This is a genomic window from Leptolyngbya sp. ST-U4 (assembly GCF_039962215.1).
GTDB lineage: Bacteria > Cyanobacteriota > Cyanobacteriia > Elainellales > Elainellaceae > Leptolyngbya_A.
The window spans coordinates 1-16,755 of record NZ_JAMPKZ010000052.1; the positions used below are offsets into that span (position 1 = coordinate 1).

A 16,755-nucleotide genomic window follows, 5' to 3' on the forward strand; every position below is an offset into this window, starting at 1 on the left:
TTCTCATGCCCCAAACAGCCCCTCCTCCTGTTTGCGGTTCTGGGAATTCTTCTAGGCTTTAAGCAGCAGAATTCCCAGAACTCATAGAGATAGGAGCATAGGTAGTACAGCTTATCCCAGGCTGCCTGACCTTAAGGAGGGTGAGCAACCCGTTTCTGAACGGGTCAGGGAAGCACTCTCTAATCCCAAACGGCAGCAGCAGAAACGAGCGATTGAGAACCCTTTTGGGGCTAGAACACGAGCTGCTACAGCGATTTTCAAGCTAGTAAGCCACAGTTAGTCACTGGGTTAAAGTCTTCTTTGACAGATCCGTGTGGCTTACCCAAGTGGCAACCGCTGTAGGTCTGGATAAGCGGGTTTCCCGCTTTGAGGAACTGGCGAACCTAAAGAGAAGTACCAGCGGACGTTGAGCAGGATGATTGCAGGCTGAAAGTGCCCCCGCTTGAACAGAACAGGAATAGACATTGGAGAGCGAGTCGGCAGAGTTCGGCTTGTCTACCTTACCATTGACCCGTTATTGCGACACAACCTGACAGTTTCCCTCATAGTGCTTTGCCGTTTCGTAAATCTCGCATAAATCCTTCTAATGCTGATGCTCCTTGCTCAACATACAATTTCACGGCTTGGGTACCGATAATGGCGATATCAATTTGCCCCTTTAATTGAGAAATAGCTGCTTGAGATTGAATGCCAAATCCAACACCGATTGGACGTTGAACGAATGCACGAACAGATTCTACATACCGGTTAAATTGAGTTGAAAATTGCGTTTCATGCCCTGTCACGCCTTTGCGAGCGGTACAGTAAATCATTCCGCTTGTGCTTTTGGCAATCTGCTGTAATCGTTGAGGACAACTATTTGGTGTGCATAAGAAGATTGTAGCAATGCCATGATAGTTACAGGCTGCAACATAAGTCTCAGCCTCCTCCGGAGGTAAATCAGGAATGATCAATCCAGCAATACCAGAACGGGCGACGGTTTGGACAAACTGCTCAACTCCATACTGATAGACAACGTTGCAGTAAGTTGTAACAACAAACCGAGCTTGCCAATACTGCCGGGTGATCTTAGCAGCAAAGCAGAAGCAATCATTGATTGTTGTTCCAGCTTGGATAGCAGAGTGGTTTGCATTGAGCAGGATGGAGCCATCTGCGATCGCCTCTAAAAAGGGGAACTGGAGTTCAATTAATTCAACCCCTGCCTGCACAAGCGCATCAACCGCACGATAATTGTCGTGAAACGACGGATAGCCCAAGACCGTATGAGACATCAGCAGAATGTCTTGCTGCTGACGCTGTTCAACAATAAACTGCTCTAATGCAGTGGATGTGGATAGGGTCTCCATCAATTTTTCCTTAAATTCCTTAGTTTGGCGGGTTAAAAGAGGATGCTTGATTACTTAAAAATGCTTTCCACTCAGCATCATTAAATGCATTGGCGATCGTGAAAATATCTTTATCACCTCGTCCAGATTGGTTAATCACAATGCAATCATTGGAAGTATAGTAAGGGGCATCTTTAAAGGCTTGAACAAACGCATGAGCGGATTCCAAGGCAGGAATTAGTCCTTCTTGACTCATACACAACTGGCAAGCATCAAGTACTTCCGCATCTGTTGCGGCTTTGACGATCATCCGGTTTGTTTGAGTCAAATGAGCAAGAATGGGTGAAACACCAACATAGTCAAGCCCTGCTGCAACGGAATGGGTGTCCTGCATTTGTCCATCCTGGTTTTGCAGAAAATAGGTTTTATACCCCTGAGCAATCCCAACAGATGCATCCGATGCTGCTAAACGAGAGGCATGATGTGGGGTACTGATTCCCAATCCCCCTGCTTCTATCCCCACTAATTGCACCGCCGCATCCTCTAGGAATCCACCAAAGATCCCGATCGCATTAGAGCCTCCTCCAACACAGGCATAGACCGCTGTGGGTAGTCTTCCAGCCTGCTGCAGGATTTGCGATCGCGCTTCCAGTCCAATCACCGATTGAAACCAGGCAACCATTTCTGGGAAAGGATGAGGTCCACAGGCGGTTCCTAATACATAATGCGTCGTGTCCATATGAGTAGACCAATCCCGTAATGCCTCATTCATGGCATCTTTGAGCGTTTGAGTTCCCGTTGAAACAGGGATCACCTCTGCCCCTAACTTTCGCATCCAGAACACGTTCGGGTTTTGCCGTTCAATATCGATCGTGCCCATATAGATAGTGCAGTTAAGCCCAAATTTAGCGGCAAGGGTGGCAGTCGCAACTCCATGTTGCCCTGCCCCTGTTTCTGCGATGACTCGCGTTTTGCCCATCCGTTTCGCTAGCAGCATTTGCCCAAGCCCATTATTCAATTTGTGCGAGCCTGTGTGGTTTAAGTCTTCTCGCTTGATGAAAATTTTGGCACCCCCCAAATAATGGGTTAACCGCTCAGCATAAGTGAGGGGTGTCGGACGACCGGAATAGTTAGACAACAGGGCGATAAATTCACTCCAAAACTCAGGATCTTGTCTAGCAGCTTGATAGGCAATGGTGACCGTCTCCAACGTTTCATGCAAAATCTCAGGCGTAAAGCGCCCGCCAAATTCACCGTAATATCCTTTCTGGCTCAGGAGTTGGGGTATCGCGCTTGCTCCTGTAGATGGTGAGATAACCATAATGCTGGGCTGTTTGAATCCAGTGAACTGTGTTATTGAAACGATAAGAGCTGGGCTTTGATATGTCCAATATTGGTTAGATCGGCATACTATACTTCTGAAATATGGTTGTGAGATAAGCTGCGAATTTTAACAATGGAACTACGACACCTGCGATACTTCGTTATGGTTGCAGAGGAGCTAAATTTTAGCCGAGCGGCTGAGCGGTTACACATGGCTCAACCCCCCTTAAGCCAGCAAATCCGTGCTTTGGAAATCGAACTGGGTGTACAGTTATTTGAACGGGATAAACGCCCTCTTCAGTTAACCCATGCGGGACAAGCATTTTTAAAGCAGGCGCAATTAGTTTTAACTCAGGTTGAACAGGCAACTCAAATTGCTCAGCAAGCTAATCGAGGGGAAACTGGGCACTTAGCCATCGGGGTTAACAGTACTGTGACTCAAAGCGTCTTGCCAAATATCCTGAACATTTTTCAAACTCGATTTCCACAGGTTGAGTTGATCTTATGTGAATTGGATTCTCAAGCTCAAATTCAACAGCTTAAGGATTGCACAATTGATTGTGGTTTCCTTAATTCTCCTATTCAAAACAATCCCGATCTGAATTCTTTGTCTATTCTCAAGGAGCCATTAATTGTCGCTATTCATCAAGAGCATCCACTCCTATCTCACCAGAGAATTCCGCTCAAAGCGCTGAGCAAAGAACCCTTTATTTTGCCCCCATCTTACATTGGGCAAGGGTTGTATCATCAAGTCCTAAATCTTTGTCAGGAAAACGGGTTTATGCCAACCGTCGTGCAACAAGCGCGGTGGTTACAAACAGTACTCAGTTTGGTTGCTGGAAGAATTGGAGTTGCACTCGTGCCAGCCTCAATGCAGAATCTACAACGAGCTGGGGTGATCTACAAAGATATACAGCCGACATTTGAAATTGAGACTGTTGCTGTGTGGCGCCCCCGTAACCCATCACCTGTGTTGCACAAGTTTATTGAGGCAATCCGTAACGACTGAGGTTGCAGAGTGGGGCAAGTCTTTGGGATTAAGAAACGGGTGAAACGTTCATAGCATTCTTGGGTCATGCCGAGCATAGTTGTATCAGTGAAGTGTAGTGCTGATGAAACGATCAAGATATGAAACATTGAAACGCAGCAGTTGCGGTTCCAGTGCCCGCGAAAACGATGCGATAATTACTACCAAACCCTTTCAGGGATCGAAGCCCAGTCCACACCAGACGAGTGCTTACTTCCGCCCGTGACGGCGATGATCATTACCAGGATGAAACACGCCTACAAGCAACGCTGTCCGCTCTCTACCAGCAGATCAGGAGTTATCCTGAAACCTATGGGGCGATCGCTGGCAAAAAGGGCAAGGAAAATAGCTAACAGGAAGTCATGATGTCTAAAACCATTATCATCAGTGTCACTGCCGATCAAAAACTGGAACTACCTTCTGAAATTCAGGCAACGCTTAAACCCGGCGACGAATATGCAGTGTGGCAGACTGAGGATACGATCTTGATCAAAAAGATCCAGAAACCGCAAGGCTTCTCAGACCTGTGGCAGCGCATTGACGATTTGGGGCACGACACTGAGCAGCCTGCGGTCGAAGAAATCGCTGAGATTGTGAAGGAAGTAAGACGCACAATGGCAGAAGATGAAAGTCGTTCTTGACACCAATATCTGGGTTTCAGGTTTACTGTGGGGTGGTTTTCCTCGGCAAGTCATTATAAGGGCAGAACAACAGCAGATTACAATTGCTGCGAGCGATCGTCTGCTATCAGAGCTAGAAGCGACGTTAAACTACCCAAAATTACAACCTCGTCTTCTCAGGATTGGCATACCAGTTGAAGAATTGATGCTTAGGGTCAGGCAATTGGTTGAACTTTGTTCCCCTGCATCCTTACCAGAAGTTTCCAGCCTCAGAGATCCTGATGATCTGATTGTTATTGCAGCGGCAGTTGCTGCAAATGCAGAAGTCATCATTACAGGAGATGCTGATCTTCTTGTCCTGCATCCCTGAAATGGGATTGCTATCTTAACTGCCGCAGCATTTATCGAGCAGTTTCCCTAACTGGAAGATTTTCCAATGGTTTTCTATCACTGCACCCTCACCCTCCACGATAATGTCTTTTTTTGCAGCTCGTGAGATAGGCATTTTGTACGAAACAGAAAAACATCTGCCAACTGGGCACTAAGCTTTGCGCTGTTTGAAACTTTCTACAAAACAGGCGATGATCACCAGCAAACCCTTTCAGGAATTGAAACCTGTATCTGCGTCATAACTCAAATATCGCCCGATCGCGAAGATCATTACCAAACCCTTTCAGGGATTAAACGATCCTATGGGTTAATTTTTATAGACTAGTGAGTAACGATACTGTCTCATCGATAAGATTCTGATAGCCCTTCAAGGTGCTCCTGAATTCTATTGAGGAAGAAAGCGATGGCAGTAGAGAAGAAGGTGGACTACCGCATCACAGCAATTGCTGACACTACCCGCTTCGCAACTTTTGAATTTAGCCCAACTGGCGTTCCCCTTGCGACTGCACCTGCAATCAACGACTCGGGCGAAATAGCGTTTTGGGGTGCCACTCGTTCCCAGGAGGCGGGCATTTTTGTTGGCAATGGTGATTCTCTGACCTCCATCGCCAGTACAGCAGGAGACTTTAGCTTTTTAGGGGTTGGTCCTTCCATTAATAATCAGGGTACGGTTGCCTTCTTAGCTGGCTTAGACAGTGGAGATGCAGGCTATTTTACGGGCGATGGCACGACCATTACTCGCATTGCAGATAGCTCTGGTTCCTTTAATTTTCAACGCATTCCCACCCTCGACAACCTCTTCGGCGAACCTGCTATTAATAATCGGGGCAAGGTTGCATTCCGAGCTGATTTGGATCAGGGTGAAAAGGGCATTTTTACCAGCACCAGGGGCAACACGCGCACGATCGCGGATTCTAACAGTGGGTTGACGACCTTTGGAATTACGCCCGATTTAAATGAGCGAGGCACCGTTGTTTTCTCCGCAGGAATTGCTCCCGTTCCAGGCACGATCGAGGTAGAGGGGCAGCAGGTTCCAATCGCAGAACTGTTTCAAAATGCAGGCATTTTTACCGGGCGGAATAGGCAAGTAACGACGATCGCAGATCCCAGCGATGGATTGATTCTTTTTGGCAGCTCACCCGCCATCAACAGGGAAGGAACGGCTGCATTCATTGGTGTTTCTGCAACTGGGACAGTGGGTGTATTCACAGGGGATGGAGGTGACTTAAATTCCGTTGCAGATAGTGCAGGTTCCTTGCGATCGTTTCGGGGAGTGGACATCAACAATGCTGGAACGGTGGCATATCTGGCAGACTTTGATGCGGGCGGCAGCGCCATTTTTGTGGGACAGCAGGAGGTCATTGCTACAGGGGATCAGCTACTCGGTTCAACAGTCGTTGATTTGAACTTTTTGAATAAAGGACTAAACAATCAGGATTCAGTGGCATTCTGGGCGAAGTTATCAGATGGTCGCTCCGGCATCTTCCGAGCGGACGAAGATAACCACTTCCCGTTGCCCCTCACTCAAGAGCCGTTTTCCCTCAACATCAAGCGTTTCACAACAACGATCGTACCTGATGGAGATCAGGCGGATATCTACTATCCTCAATTGCCTCGGTTCCTTCGCAATACCGTGGAGTTGCCGATCGCGTTAATGTTACAGGGTGCGCTGGTGGATAAATCAGACTACTCTAACTTTGCCTCACAGGTTGCGAGCTATGGCTTTGTGGTGGTTGTGCCAAACAATGAGCGGACGCTGATTGGACCTGGTGGTCAACCGTTTACTGGGCTATTTCCTGAACAGGAACAGGTCAATCAGGTGCTCGAGCAGATGCGGGTGGAAGACCAGAATCCCTCATCTCCGATTTTCAAAATTGTGGATACGGATAAATTGGGATTGTTAGGGCATTCCTTTGGTGGTGGCGCAGGATTAGGAGCAACACAGGAAGAGTTTTGCCTGCCCGGCATTTGCTCAGGGAACTACACGCGCCCGCCGGAGCTAAAAGCTGGTGTTTTTTATGGCACAAACTTCCGCAATCAGCAAACTGGCGAATTCCTCCCAATCGACAATGACGATATTCCAATTGGCTTGATTGTAGGAAGTTTGGATAGTGTGGCGCTACCCGCTGCTAGTCAAGCAACTTACGATCAAATTCTCAATCCCCCCAAAGCGCTGATTACGGTTGCAGGGGCAAATCACTATGGCATCACTAATGAGGATAACCCCCTCCGTGAGCCAAATCGTCCGACATTAGATCAGGCTACGGCAACAGAAACGATCGCGCGCTGGAGTGGGCTATTCTTGAGAGCCAGTATGCTGGGCAATCAGCAGGTATTTGATGCGCTATTCAAGGTTGGAGATGCGCTTGATCCGAATGTGAGTATTATCAGTCAAACCCAGGCAGCCTTGAAGGCGGCGTAAATTGGGCAAACCTCGCTGAATACCGATAGGATTATCAAAGATGGAGCTTTGCGACAGAAGTAAGGGAAACTGTCAGATTTGGGTACTCAAATCACAGCTTTTTTGCCATTTTTATCTGTATTAAACGAACCTTAGTCTGACACTTCAATTAAACTGAACCTAAATCAGGAGTGTCAAAATGAATACTTAAGACAAGATCATTGAAACTTGAAATGGTTAGATTCTATCGCAGAGCAGTGGGTAACGATCATCTAAGTAGGTAGGTACAAATAAACGTAGGATAAGAAGAAGACCAAATTTCCCCGGTTTTGCTGACTATGCCTGCCTCTGTCCATATCGTTCTGACGGCTGAAGAAGACCGAACGTTGAGCGAACTGCGCGTGGCGACAACGGTGTGTCAACGCATTCGTGACCGTGCCCATATGCTTCGACTCAACGCGCACGGCTGGAATGTTCCTGCCATTGCTGAAATCTTTGAGTGCTAGGAAAACACAGTGCGACAAACGATTCGTCGTTGGCAACAAGCAGGTTTAGGCGGACTGTGGGATGCGCCTGGGCGTGGGATAAAACCAAAATGGCAGGAAGCAGACTGGGTTTATCTGGAACAATGCCTCCAGCAGGAACCGCGAACGTATAACAGCAAACAACTGGCTCACAAACTTGCCCAGGAACGACAAGTCGAACTGAGTGCCGACCGGATTCGCAGAATCTTGAAAAAAACTAGGACAGCAAAGTTAGCTTGAGCAGTTGTTGCTCTAAGTCGGCCAGGTAGGTGACTGGATTTTGCCGAAAGCGACGCTGCTGAACGCGCTTGTGCTGATGAGCTTTGAGTTGTGCTCGCACTTGTTGCCAAGCGTTGTGATCAACACTCGCTAGATCACAAGCCGAGTAAGATCGCCCTTGTGTCGCCAGTGCTGCGACTAGTTGTACTGCTCCACGAGTCACGGCAGTTGCGGGTGCGACTTTGCGCCCACTACAGCGGCGTTGATGGTGTCGCCACTTGCCAAACACCTGCTCTAAGTCGTTGTTAGTTCTGGGCAGTCCGTCGATGTCATAGCAGTGAAACAAGCCTGACCAATAGCTGCGCGTGACTTTGAGGAAATGCTCGATGCCAAGCGCAAGATCGCCTGCTTGCGTTTTCCATCGTGCCATTGCACCGAGCAGCCCTCGAAATCGTCTGCGAATTGCCTTGGCTAGGTGTTGCGGCTCGTTTTTAAGAATCGCTGCGGCCTGGTGTATCCACTTAAAAGCAGTTCGCACCGGCGGCCACAAAGTAGCAGTGTAGTCTAAGCCCGACTTGAGCAGGCGTTTCAATCTGGCGAGCGGTTCGGCAAGTTCTGCGTTTGCTCGACTCGCCCTAAGCTGTGCTCAATGGCTTCAAGCCGCTCATGCAACCGAAGTCCCGCTGCATCGAGCGGTGGACGCCCATCATCAGTTAAGGCAGCCCGCACCGCTTGGCAGTAACCTTGCACCACTTCACCCATTTCACCTGGGCTATCGGTTACCGAACGCTCAATCGCGCGGACGCCCCGGACGCGTTTTTTCAACTCCTTCTTGGCATGACGGTCAGCGTCGTAAATCTGCTTGGCCGCCTCACGCAGATAGTGGAACTGACACAAGCCATGAGCCGCTTCGGGCAAGGCAGTGGCAACCGCTTTGCGAATGGACTGTTGCCCGTCGCTAACCACGGCGACAACTGGAACCATCAAGGCTTGTTTGACCTGTAGCAACAGGGCACTCAGGTCAGCACTCGTTGCCGACAACAACGTCTTTGCCAGCAAGATTTCACCACTGAGGCAATCTCGCATCACCCACAACACCTCATGCCCCACATCCGGTTGCAACCCATCGAGGGCGAGAATGACACGCTGCTGTTTGCCCACCATCGCCGCGATACGCTCGCTATCACCCAACTTGACGGCGAGTAGTTCATCATAGCGGGCGAGCAGATTGCTCACGGTGCGCTCACTCACCTGTACTTGGCACTGTTGCAAGTGTTGATGAATCTCCGGCACACTGCGATGTTGTTGATGCCGCAGCGCCCCGACTAAAACAATCACGTCTAAGCCGAACTCGTGTTGCGGTAGTGCCCATTGGCCTTCGGCTTCCGGGCGATAGGGCACACGGAAGCGGTCGCATTGTGGGTCGGGGCAGCGCCGAATCTTTAAGTGCAACTGCACCACGCCTTTGAGCGTTCGCACTCGCCGGAAGTTGTTGTAGTCGTGCCACATCCGCCCGCCACAACTGATGCAAGCACGATAGCGACACTCCAGAATTTTGGTTGTGGTTGCGGCAGGTTGGCAGGAGCGTCTAGCCATGATGAACGACGGTGATTGGAGACAAAAGACTCTCCTCAAAGCTTACCGCGTCTTGCTAGCCAACTTTGCTGCCCTAGTTTTTTTCCATCCTTTACTAAATAGCACTACCCTTGTTGTTTAATTGCAGGCAGGCGTCTTGGATAGGACGGATTGAGAATAAACGTTCGTCCTTGGCTCGCTTCACTCTGGCAGCGAAACCGTTGTTCACCTTCGGCACTCTTGCCGTTCTCGACGACGGCTTCATCGCTTTGACAGTAAGGACATATCACAGCAATCAGAGCCATAGGTTGATACTTCGTACCAATCGATTGAAATGGTGTCTTTTCTATCAAAGTTTAGAGCATCAACAGATCTAAAACACTACCCAGAAATCGTTGGGCTAACAGAGAGAGATGCCCGCGAATTTTTGACCTCAAAGACCTTCAAACGCCTAGTAGACAGGACCCTTGCTAAATTGATAAAAATGAACCAATCAAAAAATGTGCTTCAGTCTACTCCTTGAAAGAGCGTCTTGAAGCACAATGTGCTAAGTTATTGCAACTGTTCTACTGCAACAGTTTGATTCAGCAGAACTGATTAGCCGATTACAAAATTGGTAGACTTAACGTTGCTTGCAAGGGTATTTTGTAGGGTCAGCACGGTCGAAAATGTTGTGTTGCTGCCCTTACCATCGCCGTCAACTTGGACCTCAATATTTGCACCAACCTGTACCAGCTTTGTGTATTGGTGATACTGCGCGAAACGGTTGTCTGCTGCAAACTGAGCGGATTTAAAGATGCCGCGTAGATCAATTAAGTCTGATGCGCTATTAAAATCAACAACGCGATCGCTGACCTTTTCAATCGTATCGACTCTAAAAGTGTCTCGACCAGCACCACCGTTCAGGATATCCTTACCGCCACCACCAATCAAAACATCATTTCCATTGTTGCCCAGGAGGCGATCGCGTCCGACAGCACCCATGAGGGTGTCATGGCCATTCCGACCCCTGCAATTATCGTTTCCTGTTCCACCGAGCAGGTGGTCGTTTCCACCACCACCAGAGAGCTTGTCCTTTCCAGCACCACCAACCTGACGATCATTGCCGCCAAAACCGAAGAGTGTGTCGTTGCCGCCCAGTCCGCGCATTACATCACGGTTCATGCTGCCCATGACGAAGTTTTTCCCACCAAAGTCGGAAACGACGAGACCGCGCTTACCGCCCCTTCGAGGAGCAGGGAGAGCATCTGCAGTGAAGCCGGTCAGCCAGGTATCATTGTTGCCAACCATTAGGGAGTTACCAGCCAGGTCAGTGATTGTGCTGCTGGGTTTGATGCTGATTTGATAGTTGCCGCCTGGATTCGTTAAACCAGGAATGTTCTCTAGCGTGAAGATCTGGTTGTCTTGCGTCGATAGTTTTGCACTCGTGAGTGAAACGGGTTGACCATCGCGTGTAATTACCAAATCGTCCAACTGCACATTTTTGACAGCTTCGCTGAACTTAAAGCTAAGGCTATTCACACTGGTATCGCGAACTTTAGCTCCAAAGTCAAGGATTTGCACCGTTGCTGGCTTGGTATCGATCGTGAGCGAGGTTTCGGGTGAGAGGGTAACGCCACCACTCCCGTTCGTTGACCGCACTGTCATCTGATAAGTGCCATCCAGTAGGGGAGTGCTGGGAGTAAAGCTCCAGGCGCCATCGGGGTTCACCGTTGCTGTACCTTCGATTTTTTGACCATTTGCCAAGATTTCAATCGTACTGCCTGGTTCAACCTTTCCGCTGAAGGGAAGTTGGTTATTGTTGGTCAAGCCCCCATTCTCGTTGCCTACGGGGTTAGAGCCACCATTGGAGCTACCTGGCGTCAGGGTTGGTGTGACACCGGCATTGGGGTCAATCTTGATATTTAAAGCAGGTGATTTGCCGCTCTCGTTGCCGGTTAGCGGATCGACAACGATGCTGGTGATGATACGATCGCCGACACTTAAAGCTGAGGTTTTAATTGACCAATTACCATTGCCATCAACGGTGCCTTCCCCAACTTGAGTATCGCCATCATAGAGGCGAACGATCTGTCCAGCGGTTCCTGTGCCACTAAAGGTGGGGGTATTGTTGGCAGTAATATTGTCAGTGCGGCTAATGCCAGTGTCGCTTGCTTCCGTGAGGTCAGGTGCGATCGTTGATGCATTAGGATCAACTGTATTGACATTAATGCTTAACGCGCTGGAAAGCTGACTTTGATTGCCGTGCAGGTCGGTCAACGAGTATTGAATTGCGTGGGAGCCATCATTTAACTCTGAAGTCGTGACTAACCAAGAGCCATCTGCTTGAACAACTCCGGTGCCAACAGGTGTTGAACCATCGTAAAGCGTAATTGTGTAGCCTGCTTCGTTGGCAGTCAATTGACCTGCAAAATCAGGGGTATTTTCGCCTGTGTTGTTGTCAGCGTCAAAGATGCCTGTGTCGGTTGCTGCAGTCAGGTCTGGGGTTGAGCCAGCGGGTAAGGTTGGTGCAGTGGTATTGACATCAATGGTTAATGCCGCTGATTTTTGGCTTTCGTTGCCTGCTGCGTCACTCAGGGTGTAGGTAATCGATCGATTTCCGGTTCCGACCCCTGTTGTATTGACTGACCATGCTCCTGTTCCACTGACGACTCCCTGACCAACAACGCTATTGCCGTCGTAGACCTTAATCGTTAAACCAGCTTCCGCAGGCGTGAGTGTTCCATCAAAGGTAAGACTGGTGAGGTTTGTTTTGTCGTCGCTGTTAGAAACGCCCTTATCGCTATTTGCGTTGAGGTCAGGCTTAGAAGTGAGATTGATGGTTGGTGCAGTATTGTCGATCGTGACGGTAATTCCAGCAGAATTTGCGCTTTGGGTGCTGCCTGGAGCAGTTGCTCTGGCAGTAATGTTGCGGGTTCCAATTGCAAGATCGGCTGAAGGCGTAAATGTCCAGTTGCCTGAACCATCGATCGTAGAATTGCCTGCAATTTCAACTCCATCAGCATAGAGTTTAATTGTGCTGCCGGGTACTGCAGTCCCCTGAAATTGAGGTCGGAGGTTGCTGGTGATGCGATCGGTTTGAGAAATGCCTGTGTCATTGGTAGTATCAGAGGGCAGTTTTAAACCAGTGGGTGCTGCCGTTTGAACAGGGTAGTTTACGTTAACAGTAACGCTACCTGTCAGGTCAACAACCGGATCGCCTGCCATCCCACCGTACTCAATAACGTAGCCAGCAATCTGACCATTGTTATACAAAAAATCATTCCAGGTACCTTTTTGGGTACCAGTGCCCCAGAAGTGGGCGTGATCTTCGTTTCCGCCGAAATTATTGGGTTCGTTAGATGCCCAATTCGTGTAATAGGAAGACATCAACGTGCCGCTTTCTGGTCCAGTAACCCATTTCCAGGTTCCTTCGGCTTCCTCGTCACTGCCACCAATCCAGCCATTACCACCGAGTTTATTTGTGATGAAAGTGTTTTCGGCAGCAGTTGTAACAGTTGCCAGATAACCTTGTAAGCCAAAATACGTTTGTTGAGCTGCGATATCACGAGCCTGCTGCCAAGTTAATGTACCCGACACATACTCATAGAAGTGCCCGTTGTTAGTATTTGCGAGGTTTTCACCAATTGCAAAGTCGATTTGGCGGCTACCATTGGTTGTGCTGCCGGTGCTGTAATACACGACCTGCTTGAAAGCTGATTCGTACTGTGCGGCTGTTCCACTTCCTGTAAAAGTGAGAGTACCCGTGCTTGTGCTGTAATTCCAACTAATAGAAGTGCCAGCAATCGTTCCACTGGTACTAGTTCCTGCACCCTGAAGACCCAGACGATCGCTTGAAGTGAAGCTGCCTGTACCAAAGCTGACCTTAGCACCAAGTAGGTTGCCAGAAACGCCTGAAATGACTGCGTTAGGAGCAAGCAGTTGAGGTGTAGAGCCATTTGCACTAAGGGAACCCGAGATATCAACGGTTGGACCCAGGATGCCAGCATAAGCTTGTTGAGCTTCAAGGGTGAGCGCAAGTTCAACCGCTACTGCTCCGGTTTGCACATCTAAATTCCAGTTGCCACCCAGAGCGGCATTACCTGTAGGAGTGGCTGAAGCAGCGATGTTTGCTCCTGTTAAAGCATGAAGTTTTTCAATTAGCTCGGTTCCAGCATCTCCGGCAGCAACATTGCAGCCATAAAGAACCAGGGATTGGAGTGACCAGGATTGTAGATCACAGCGGTAGCGATCGAGGGTTGATAAACTAAGTTCGCTGTTGCTGATGAAAAGCGTACCAGGAGCGCCATGAGACACAATGTGCAGACTGGTAACTTGCGGATGCTGCCGCAGCGCTTGGGTAATTTGCTCAATGCCATCTTGTTGAGCGTCAAGCAGAACCGCGATCGACCCTGGTACGACTTCTGCCGCTAGCATTGCAGAATCAGCAACGCTGGCATCAATTACGACTAGGGTTGAACCGAAATTAGCCTGTGCTGGGGAGGATGAGAACGTCTCATTCTTTGCAATGGGAGCGGAAAAAGCCATACATCGATACCTGAAATGCGTAATTAAGGAGAAAAGCGACTGTGAAGAGAAGCAAGTAGCTTTGTAATAAGCTATACCTAATATTCCCGAAGGTACTGTGTCGCTAACACGCTCTATGGTTTCTACTGAGTAAAGGTTTGATGAAGCGCAGTGATGGGGCAATGCAGTGGAACAGTGACTTTGCAGAGAAACAACCAACTCTAGAACGGGCTGTACTCAATGTCTCCGGTTGTGTCGCAAAGACTCTTTTAAAGACAAATGGAAATTGTAATTGAACTTGACCTATCGCTATTGCTAGGTGTAAACCCGCTAACACAACAAGATTGACACGGAGTCATTCATCCACCCACATCCTTGACAATTCCAATGCACCTGAGTCAGGTGAACTAAAGCGACCGCCATCTCACACACAGGACACCGTTCTGTAAAAAGGGGATGGGTATCCAGTAAGTCCAGTTGGTCCGTCAACGTGCGTTGCCTGGGCTGCAAAACCAGCTCCCCGTTATAATAGGCTGCACTGTCTGGCTACCATTGCTCCTCCACTTCATCCAGTGGAGCGATGCGAAGCTGTTCTCCTTGCAGGGTAACTGCCGCAAAGTCACGACATTCCTCTAGCGCCAAACCCGTTGGATGTACGGTGCAGCGCGATAGGGATTGTGGGTATAGAACTCACAGAGCTGACATTGAGGCAGGTAGTAAGAAGCTGGGGAACTGGGCATCAGGCTAATGGGGAATTGGATCATCCGTAGTGTTCCCTACGCTCACGGCTCAAATAACCCCTTTTTCCTGGTGGCAGTTCTGGGAAAGAATCTAACCTTCGAGCAACCAACTTCCCAGAACTGATCGAGGTAATGCTCAGACCCAGCTGCCCGCTCCAGACCTCAGCCTGACGATGAGAGGCTATGCTAGAAGTACAGCATTCGGAGGCATTCCCTTCTTTATTCCATCCCTCGATATTCATGCGCTGATCAATGCTCTGGCAACTGAAGGGGCAGTCTCAGTTCCCCTCCTTACTGAACCAGCAAGGCAAGCCCTTTTGCTAGAGGCACAGCACTTTCACTATGAGCCCGAAATCAAAACTGTAGGAACGGGCGATGCTGTCGTCAGAACAGAATATAGTGCTTGTAATCGTCTTCCCAACAATGGACTGTATCCAGAATTCAAGCAGGCGTTTCAGACCCTGCTCGACCAGGCGTGCGATCGGCTAGATAACTATCCCTTTAGTACTCCCTTGCAATTCACAGAACTGGTTGTGCAACGGTATGAACCAGGACAACTTGGCATTACGCCGCATCGAGATAGTTTGAGAGCGATCAACCTGATTGCCCTTGTGAATCTAGGTGGGCAAGCCGAGTTTTATCGCTGTGATGACCGTCAGAGCACCCATGCTGTTTCGTTAGACGCCACACCTGGTCATGTAATTTTCCTGCGTGCTCCGGGTTTCTTGCATACTTCCGTGCGCCCCTTTCATTTTGTCACCAACGTTCGATCAACTCGCTACAGTTTAGGCTTGCGGCAGCGCAGCGGGAATGGATAGCTAATCAACAAATCGGCTCGACTAATTCTTAGTTCCAGGCATTCTGCATCCCCGAAGTAAGTTAACGTGATATGAAAACTTAATTATGGACTACATCACAGAACTAAAGCACTATTTGGATCAGCAGGGACGCTTAGAGAAATGGCCCTCCAGACGCAATAAAGGACGGTTTCAGCAGCTTGCTCTGGAATATTTAGCCAATCAGTTTGAGCACGACCTTCTGTACAATGAGCAGGAAGTCAATGCTTTACTCAGGCAGCACCACACCTTTAACGATCCAGCCCTGCTACGTCGAGAACTCTTCGATCGAGGTCTAATAGACCGGCTGCGAGATGGGTCTGCTTATTGGCTGAGGTAAATTAGATGGTTCCGTTGCAAAAAGTGATACTCTAAATGAGTTTTTGAGAGAAAACTGCTTCAGCGATCGTGGTCAATCCAATAGCTCCCTTCGCGTAGCGGCACTTTTTGCCTGAAATCATCTTGCTGAACGTCCGTTGGTATTGTCGCTATGCGTTGAGCTACCGAGACTTAGAGGAGCTGATGGTAGAGCGCGCAGTTGAAGTAGATCATACGACGATTTACCGATGGGTGCAGGACTATGCGCTAGAGTTGGACAAACGCATCCGTCCCCACTTGCAGCAAACGAATGATTCATGACGAGTAGACGAAACCTATATTAAAATTCGAGGGGAGTAGAAATACTTGTACCAAGCGGTGGATTCGGAGGGGAATACGCTGGATTTCATGTTGAGTGCGTTCGCGAGATGGAAAGGCTGCTGCCCGCTTTTTACATAAGGTCTTGGGAGCCAAGCACACTCAAACTCCACAGGTGATCACCGTCGATAAAAATGCTGCCTATCCAGTGACAATGGATGAATTGAAGCAAGACAAAACATTGAAAGTCGAGACCAAATTGAGACAAAGCAAATATTTGAATAACATCATTGAGCAGGGCCACCGGAACATAAAGCGGATTGTCAAACCAATGATGGAATTTCAATCGTTCAACACGGCGAGAAGAACGCTGCGTGGGATTGAAACCATAGATATGATTCGCAAAGGGCAAGTGAAAGGGATTAGCCAAGGGGACAGTGTATCTCAAGCAGAATTTGTCAACGAAATCTTCGGAGTGAGTGCTTAAGGTAATACGAACGGAACCAGTTCGTTTGTGACTTATAGCTTTACGAGATCAGGTGAGAACGCTAAGCTAGCGAGAAACAAGCGTCTAGGAGTGCCGATGCCTTCCCCCTACAGTGATGACCTGCGGCGCAAAGCAGTTGATGCGGT

General features: G+C 48.8%; 13 protein-coding genes and 1 pseudogene. 10 read left to right on the top strand and 4 right to left on the bottom strand.

Translation table 11 applies throughout. From position 1 onward, the window contains the following. Nucleotides 1-542: 542 nt before the first annotated feature. Complete coding sequence (gene trpA / locus NDA02_RS26670) at nucleotides 543-1,346, bottom strand: tryptophan synthase subunit alpha (protein WP_190791204.1); 804 nt, start codon at nucleotides 1,344-1,346, stop codon at nucleotides 543-545. 19 nt (nucleotides 1,347-1,365) lie between these two features. Next, on the bottom strand, nucleotides 1,366-2,646 hold the full coding sequence (gene trpB, locus NDA02_RS26675; RefSeq protein ID WP_190791196.1) for a tryptophan synthase subunit beta: 1,281 nt from the start codon (nucleotides 2,644-2,646) through the stop codon (nucleotides 1,366-1,368). Between the two features lie 135 nt (nucleotides 2,647-2,781). Here trpB and NDA02_RS26680 point away from each other — a divergent pair, with 135 nt between their 5' ends. The 7 genes from NDA02_RS26680 (at nucleotide 2,782) to NDA02_RS26710 (ending at nucleotide 7,850) form a co-directional block, all read left to right on the top strand. Then, on the top strand, nucleotides 2,782-3,657 hold the full coding sequence (locus tag NDA02_RS26680; RefSeq protein WP_190791197.1) for a LysR substrate-binding domain-containing protein: 876 nt from the start codon (nucleotides 2,782-2,784) through the stop codon (nucleotides 3,655-3,657). Between the two features lie 224 nt (nucleotides 3,658-3,881). Further along, nucleotides 3,882-4,028, top strand: coding sequence for a hypothetical protein (locus tag NDA02_RS26685; protein ID WP_190791198.1), 147 nt, complete (start codon nucleotides 3,882-3,884; stop codon nucleotides 4,026-4,028). Nucleotides 4,029-4,040: 12 nt separating this feature from the next. After that, nucleotides 4,041-4,316, top strand: a complete 276-nt coding sequence (locus NDA02_RS26690; protein ID WP_190791199.1) for a hypothetical protein — start codon at nucleotides 4,041-4,043, stop codon at nucleotides 4,314-4,316. Further along, nucleotides 4,300-4,665 carry a putative toxin-antitoxin system toxin component, PIN family gene (locus NDA02_RS26695; protein ID WP_348256221.1) on the top strand — a complete coding sequence of 122 codons (366 nt, stop codon included), beginning with the start codon at nucleotides 4,300-4,302 and terminating at the stop codon, nucleotides 4,663-4,665. Before NDA02_RS26690 ends, NDA02_RS26695 begins: the two co-directional genes overlap by 17 nt. 423 nt (nucleotides 4,666-5,088) lie before the next feature. Further along, nucleotides 5,089-7,107, top strand: a complete 2,019-nt coding sequence (locus NDA02_RS26700; RefSeq protein ID WP_190791201.1) for a choice-of-anchor tandem repeat NxxGxxAF-containing protein — start codon at nucleotides 5,089-5,091, stop codon at nucleotides 7,105-7,107. 317 nt (nucleotides 7,108-7,424) lie between these two features. Next, nucleotides 7,425-7,592 carry a hypothetical protein gene (locus NDA02_RS26705; RefSeq protein ID WP_190791202.1) on the top strand — a complete coding sequence of 56 codons (168 nt, stop codon included), beginning with the start codon at nucleotides 7,425-7,427 and terminating at the stop codon, nucleotides 7,590-7,592. Nucleotides 7,593-7,601: 9 nt separating this feature from the next. Then, complete coding sequence (locus NDA02_RS26710) at nucleotides 7,602-7,850, top strand: helix-turn-helix domain-containing protein (protein ID WP_348256222.1); 249 nt, start codon at nucleotides 7,602-7,604, stop codon at nucleotides 7,848-7,850. Here NDA02_RS26710 and NDA02_RS26715 read toward each other — a convergent pair. Further along, a protein-coding gene (locus NDA02_RS26715) for a transposase (RefSeq protein WP_348256224.1) occupies nucleotides 7,828-9,338 on the bottom strand; the annotation gives its coding sequence in 2 pieces (ribosomal slippage) (nucleotides 7,828-8,450 and nucleotides 8,450-9,338; 1,512 coding nt in all). The genes NDA02_RS26710 and NDA02_RS26715 overlap by 23 nt on opposite strands. Before the next feature lie 663 nt (nucleotides 9,339-10,001). Beyond that, nucleotides 10,002-13,931, bottom strand: coding sequence for an Ig-like domain-containing protein (locus NDA02_RS26720; protein ID WP_348256223.1), 3,930 nt, complete (start codon nucleotides 13,929-13,931; stop codon nucleotides 10,002-10,004). 892 nt (nucleotides 13,932-14,823) lie between these two features. Between NDA02_RS26720 and NDA02_RS26725 the strand changes: the two genes are divergently transcribed. The 3 genes and pseudogenes from NDA02_RS26725 to NDA02_RS26735 all read left to right on the top strand — a co-directional run bounded on the left by NDA02_RS26725 (nucleotide 14,824) and on the right by NDA02_RS26735 (nucleotide 16,609). Beyond that, a complete protein-coding gene (locus NDA02_RS26725) occupies nucleotides 14,824-15,468 on the top strand; it encodes a hypothetical protein (protein WP_190791954.1) in 645 nt (214 codons plus the stop codon). An 85-nt stretch (nucleotides 15,469-15,553) separates the two neighbouring features. Then, the gene (locus NDA02_RS26730) at nucleotides 15,554-15,826 is read left to right on the top strand and encodes a DUF2087 domain-containing protein (protein ID WP_190791955.1); all 273 of its coding nucleotides are present in this window, start codon (nucleotides 15,554-15,556) and stop codon (nucleotides 15,824-15,826) included. A gap of 107 nt (nucleotides 15,827-15,933) precedes the next feature. Further along, a pseudogene (locus tag NDA02_RS26735) lies at nucleotides 15,934-16,609 on the top strand (IS6 family transposase). Nucleotides 16,610-16,755: the final 146 nt, after the last annotated feature.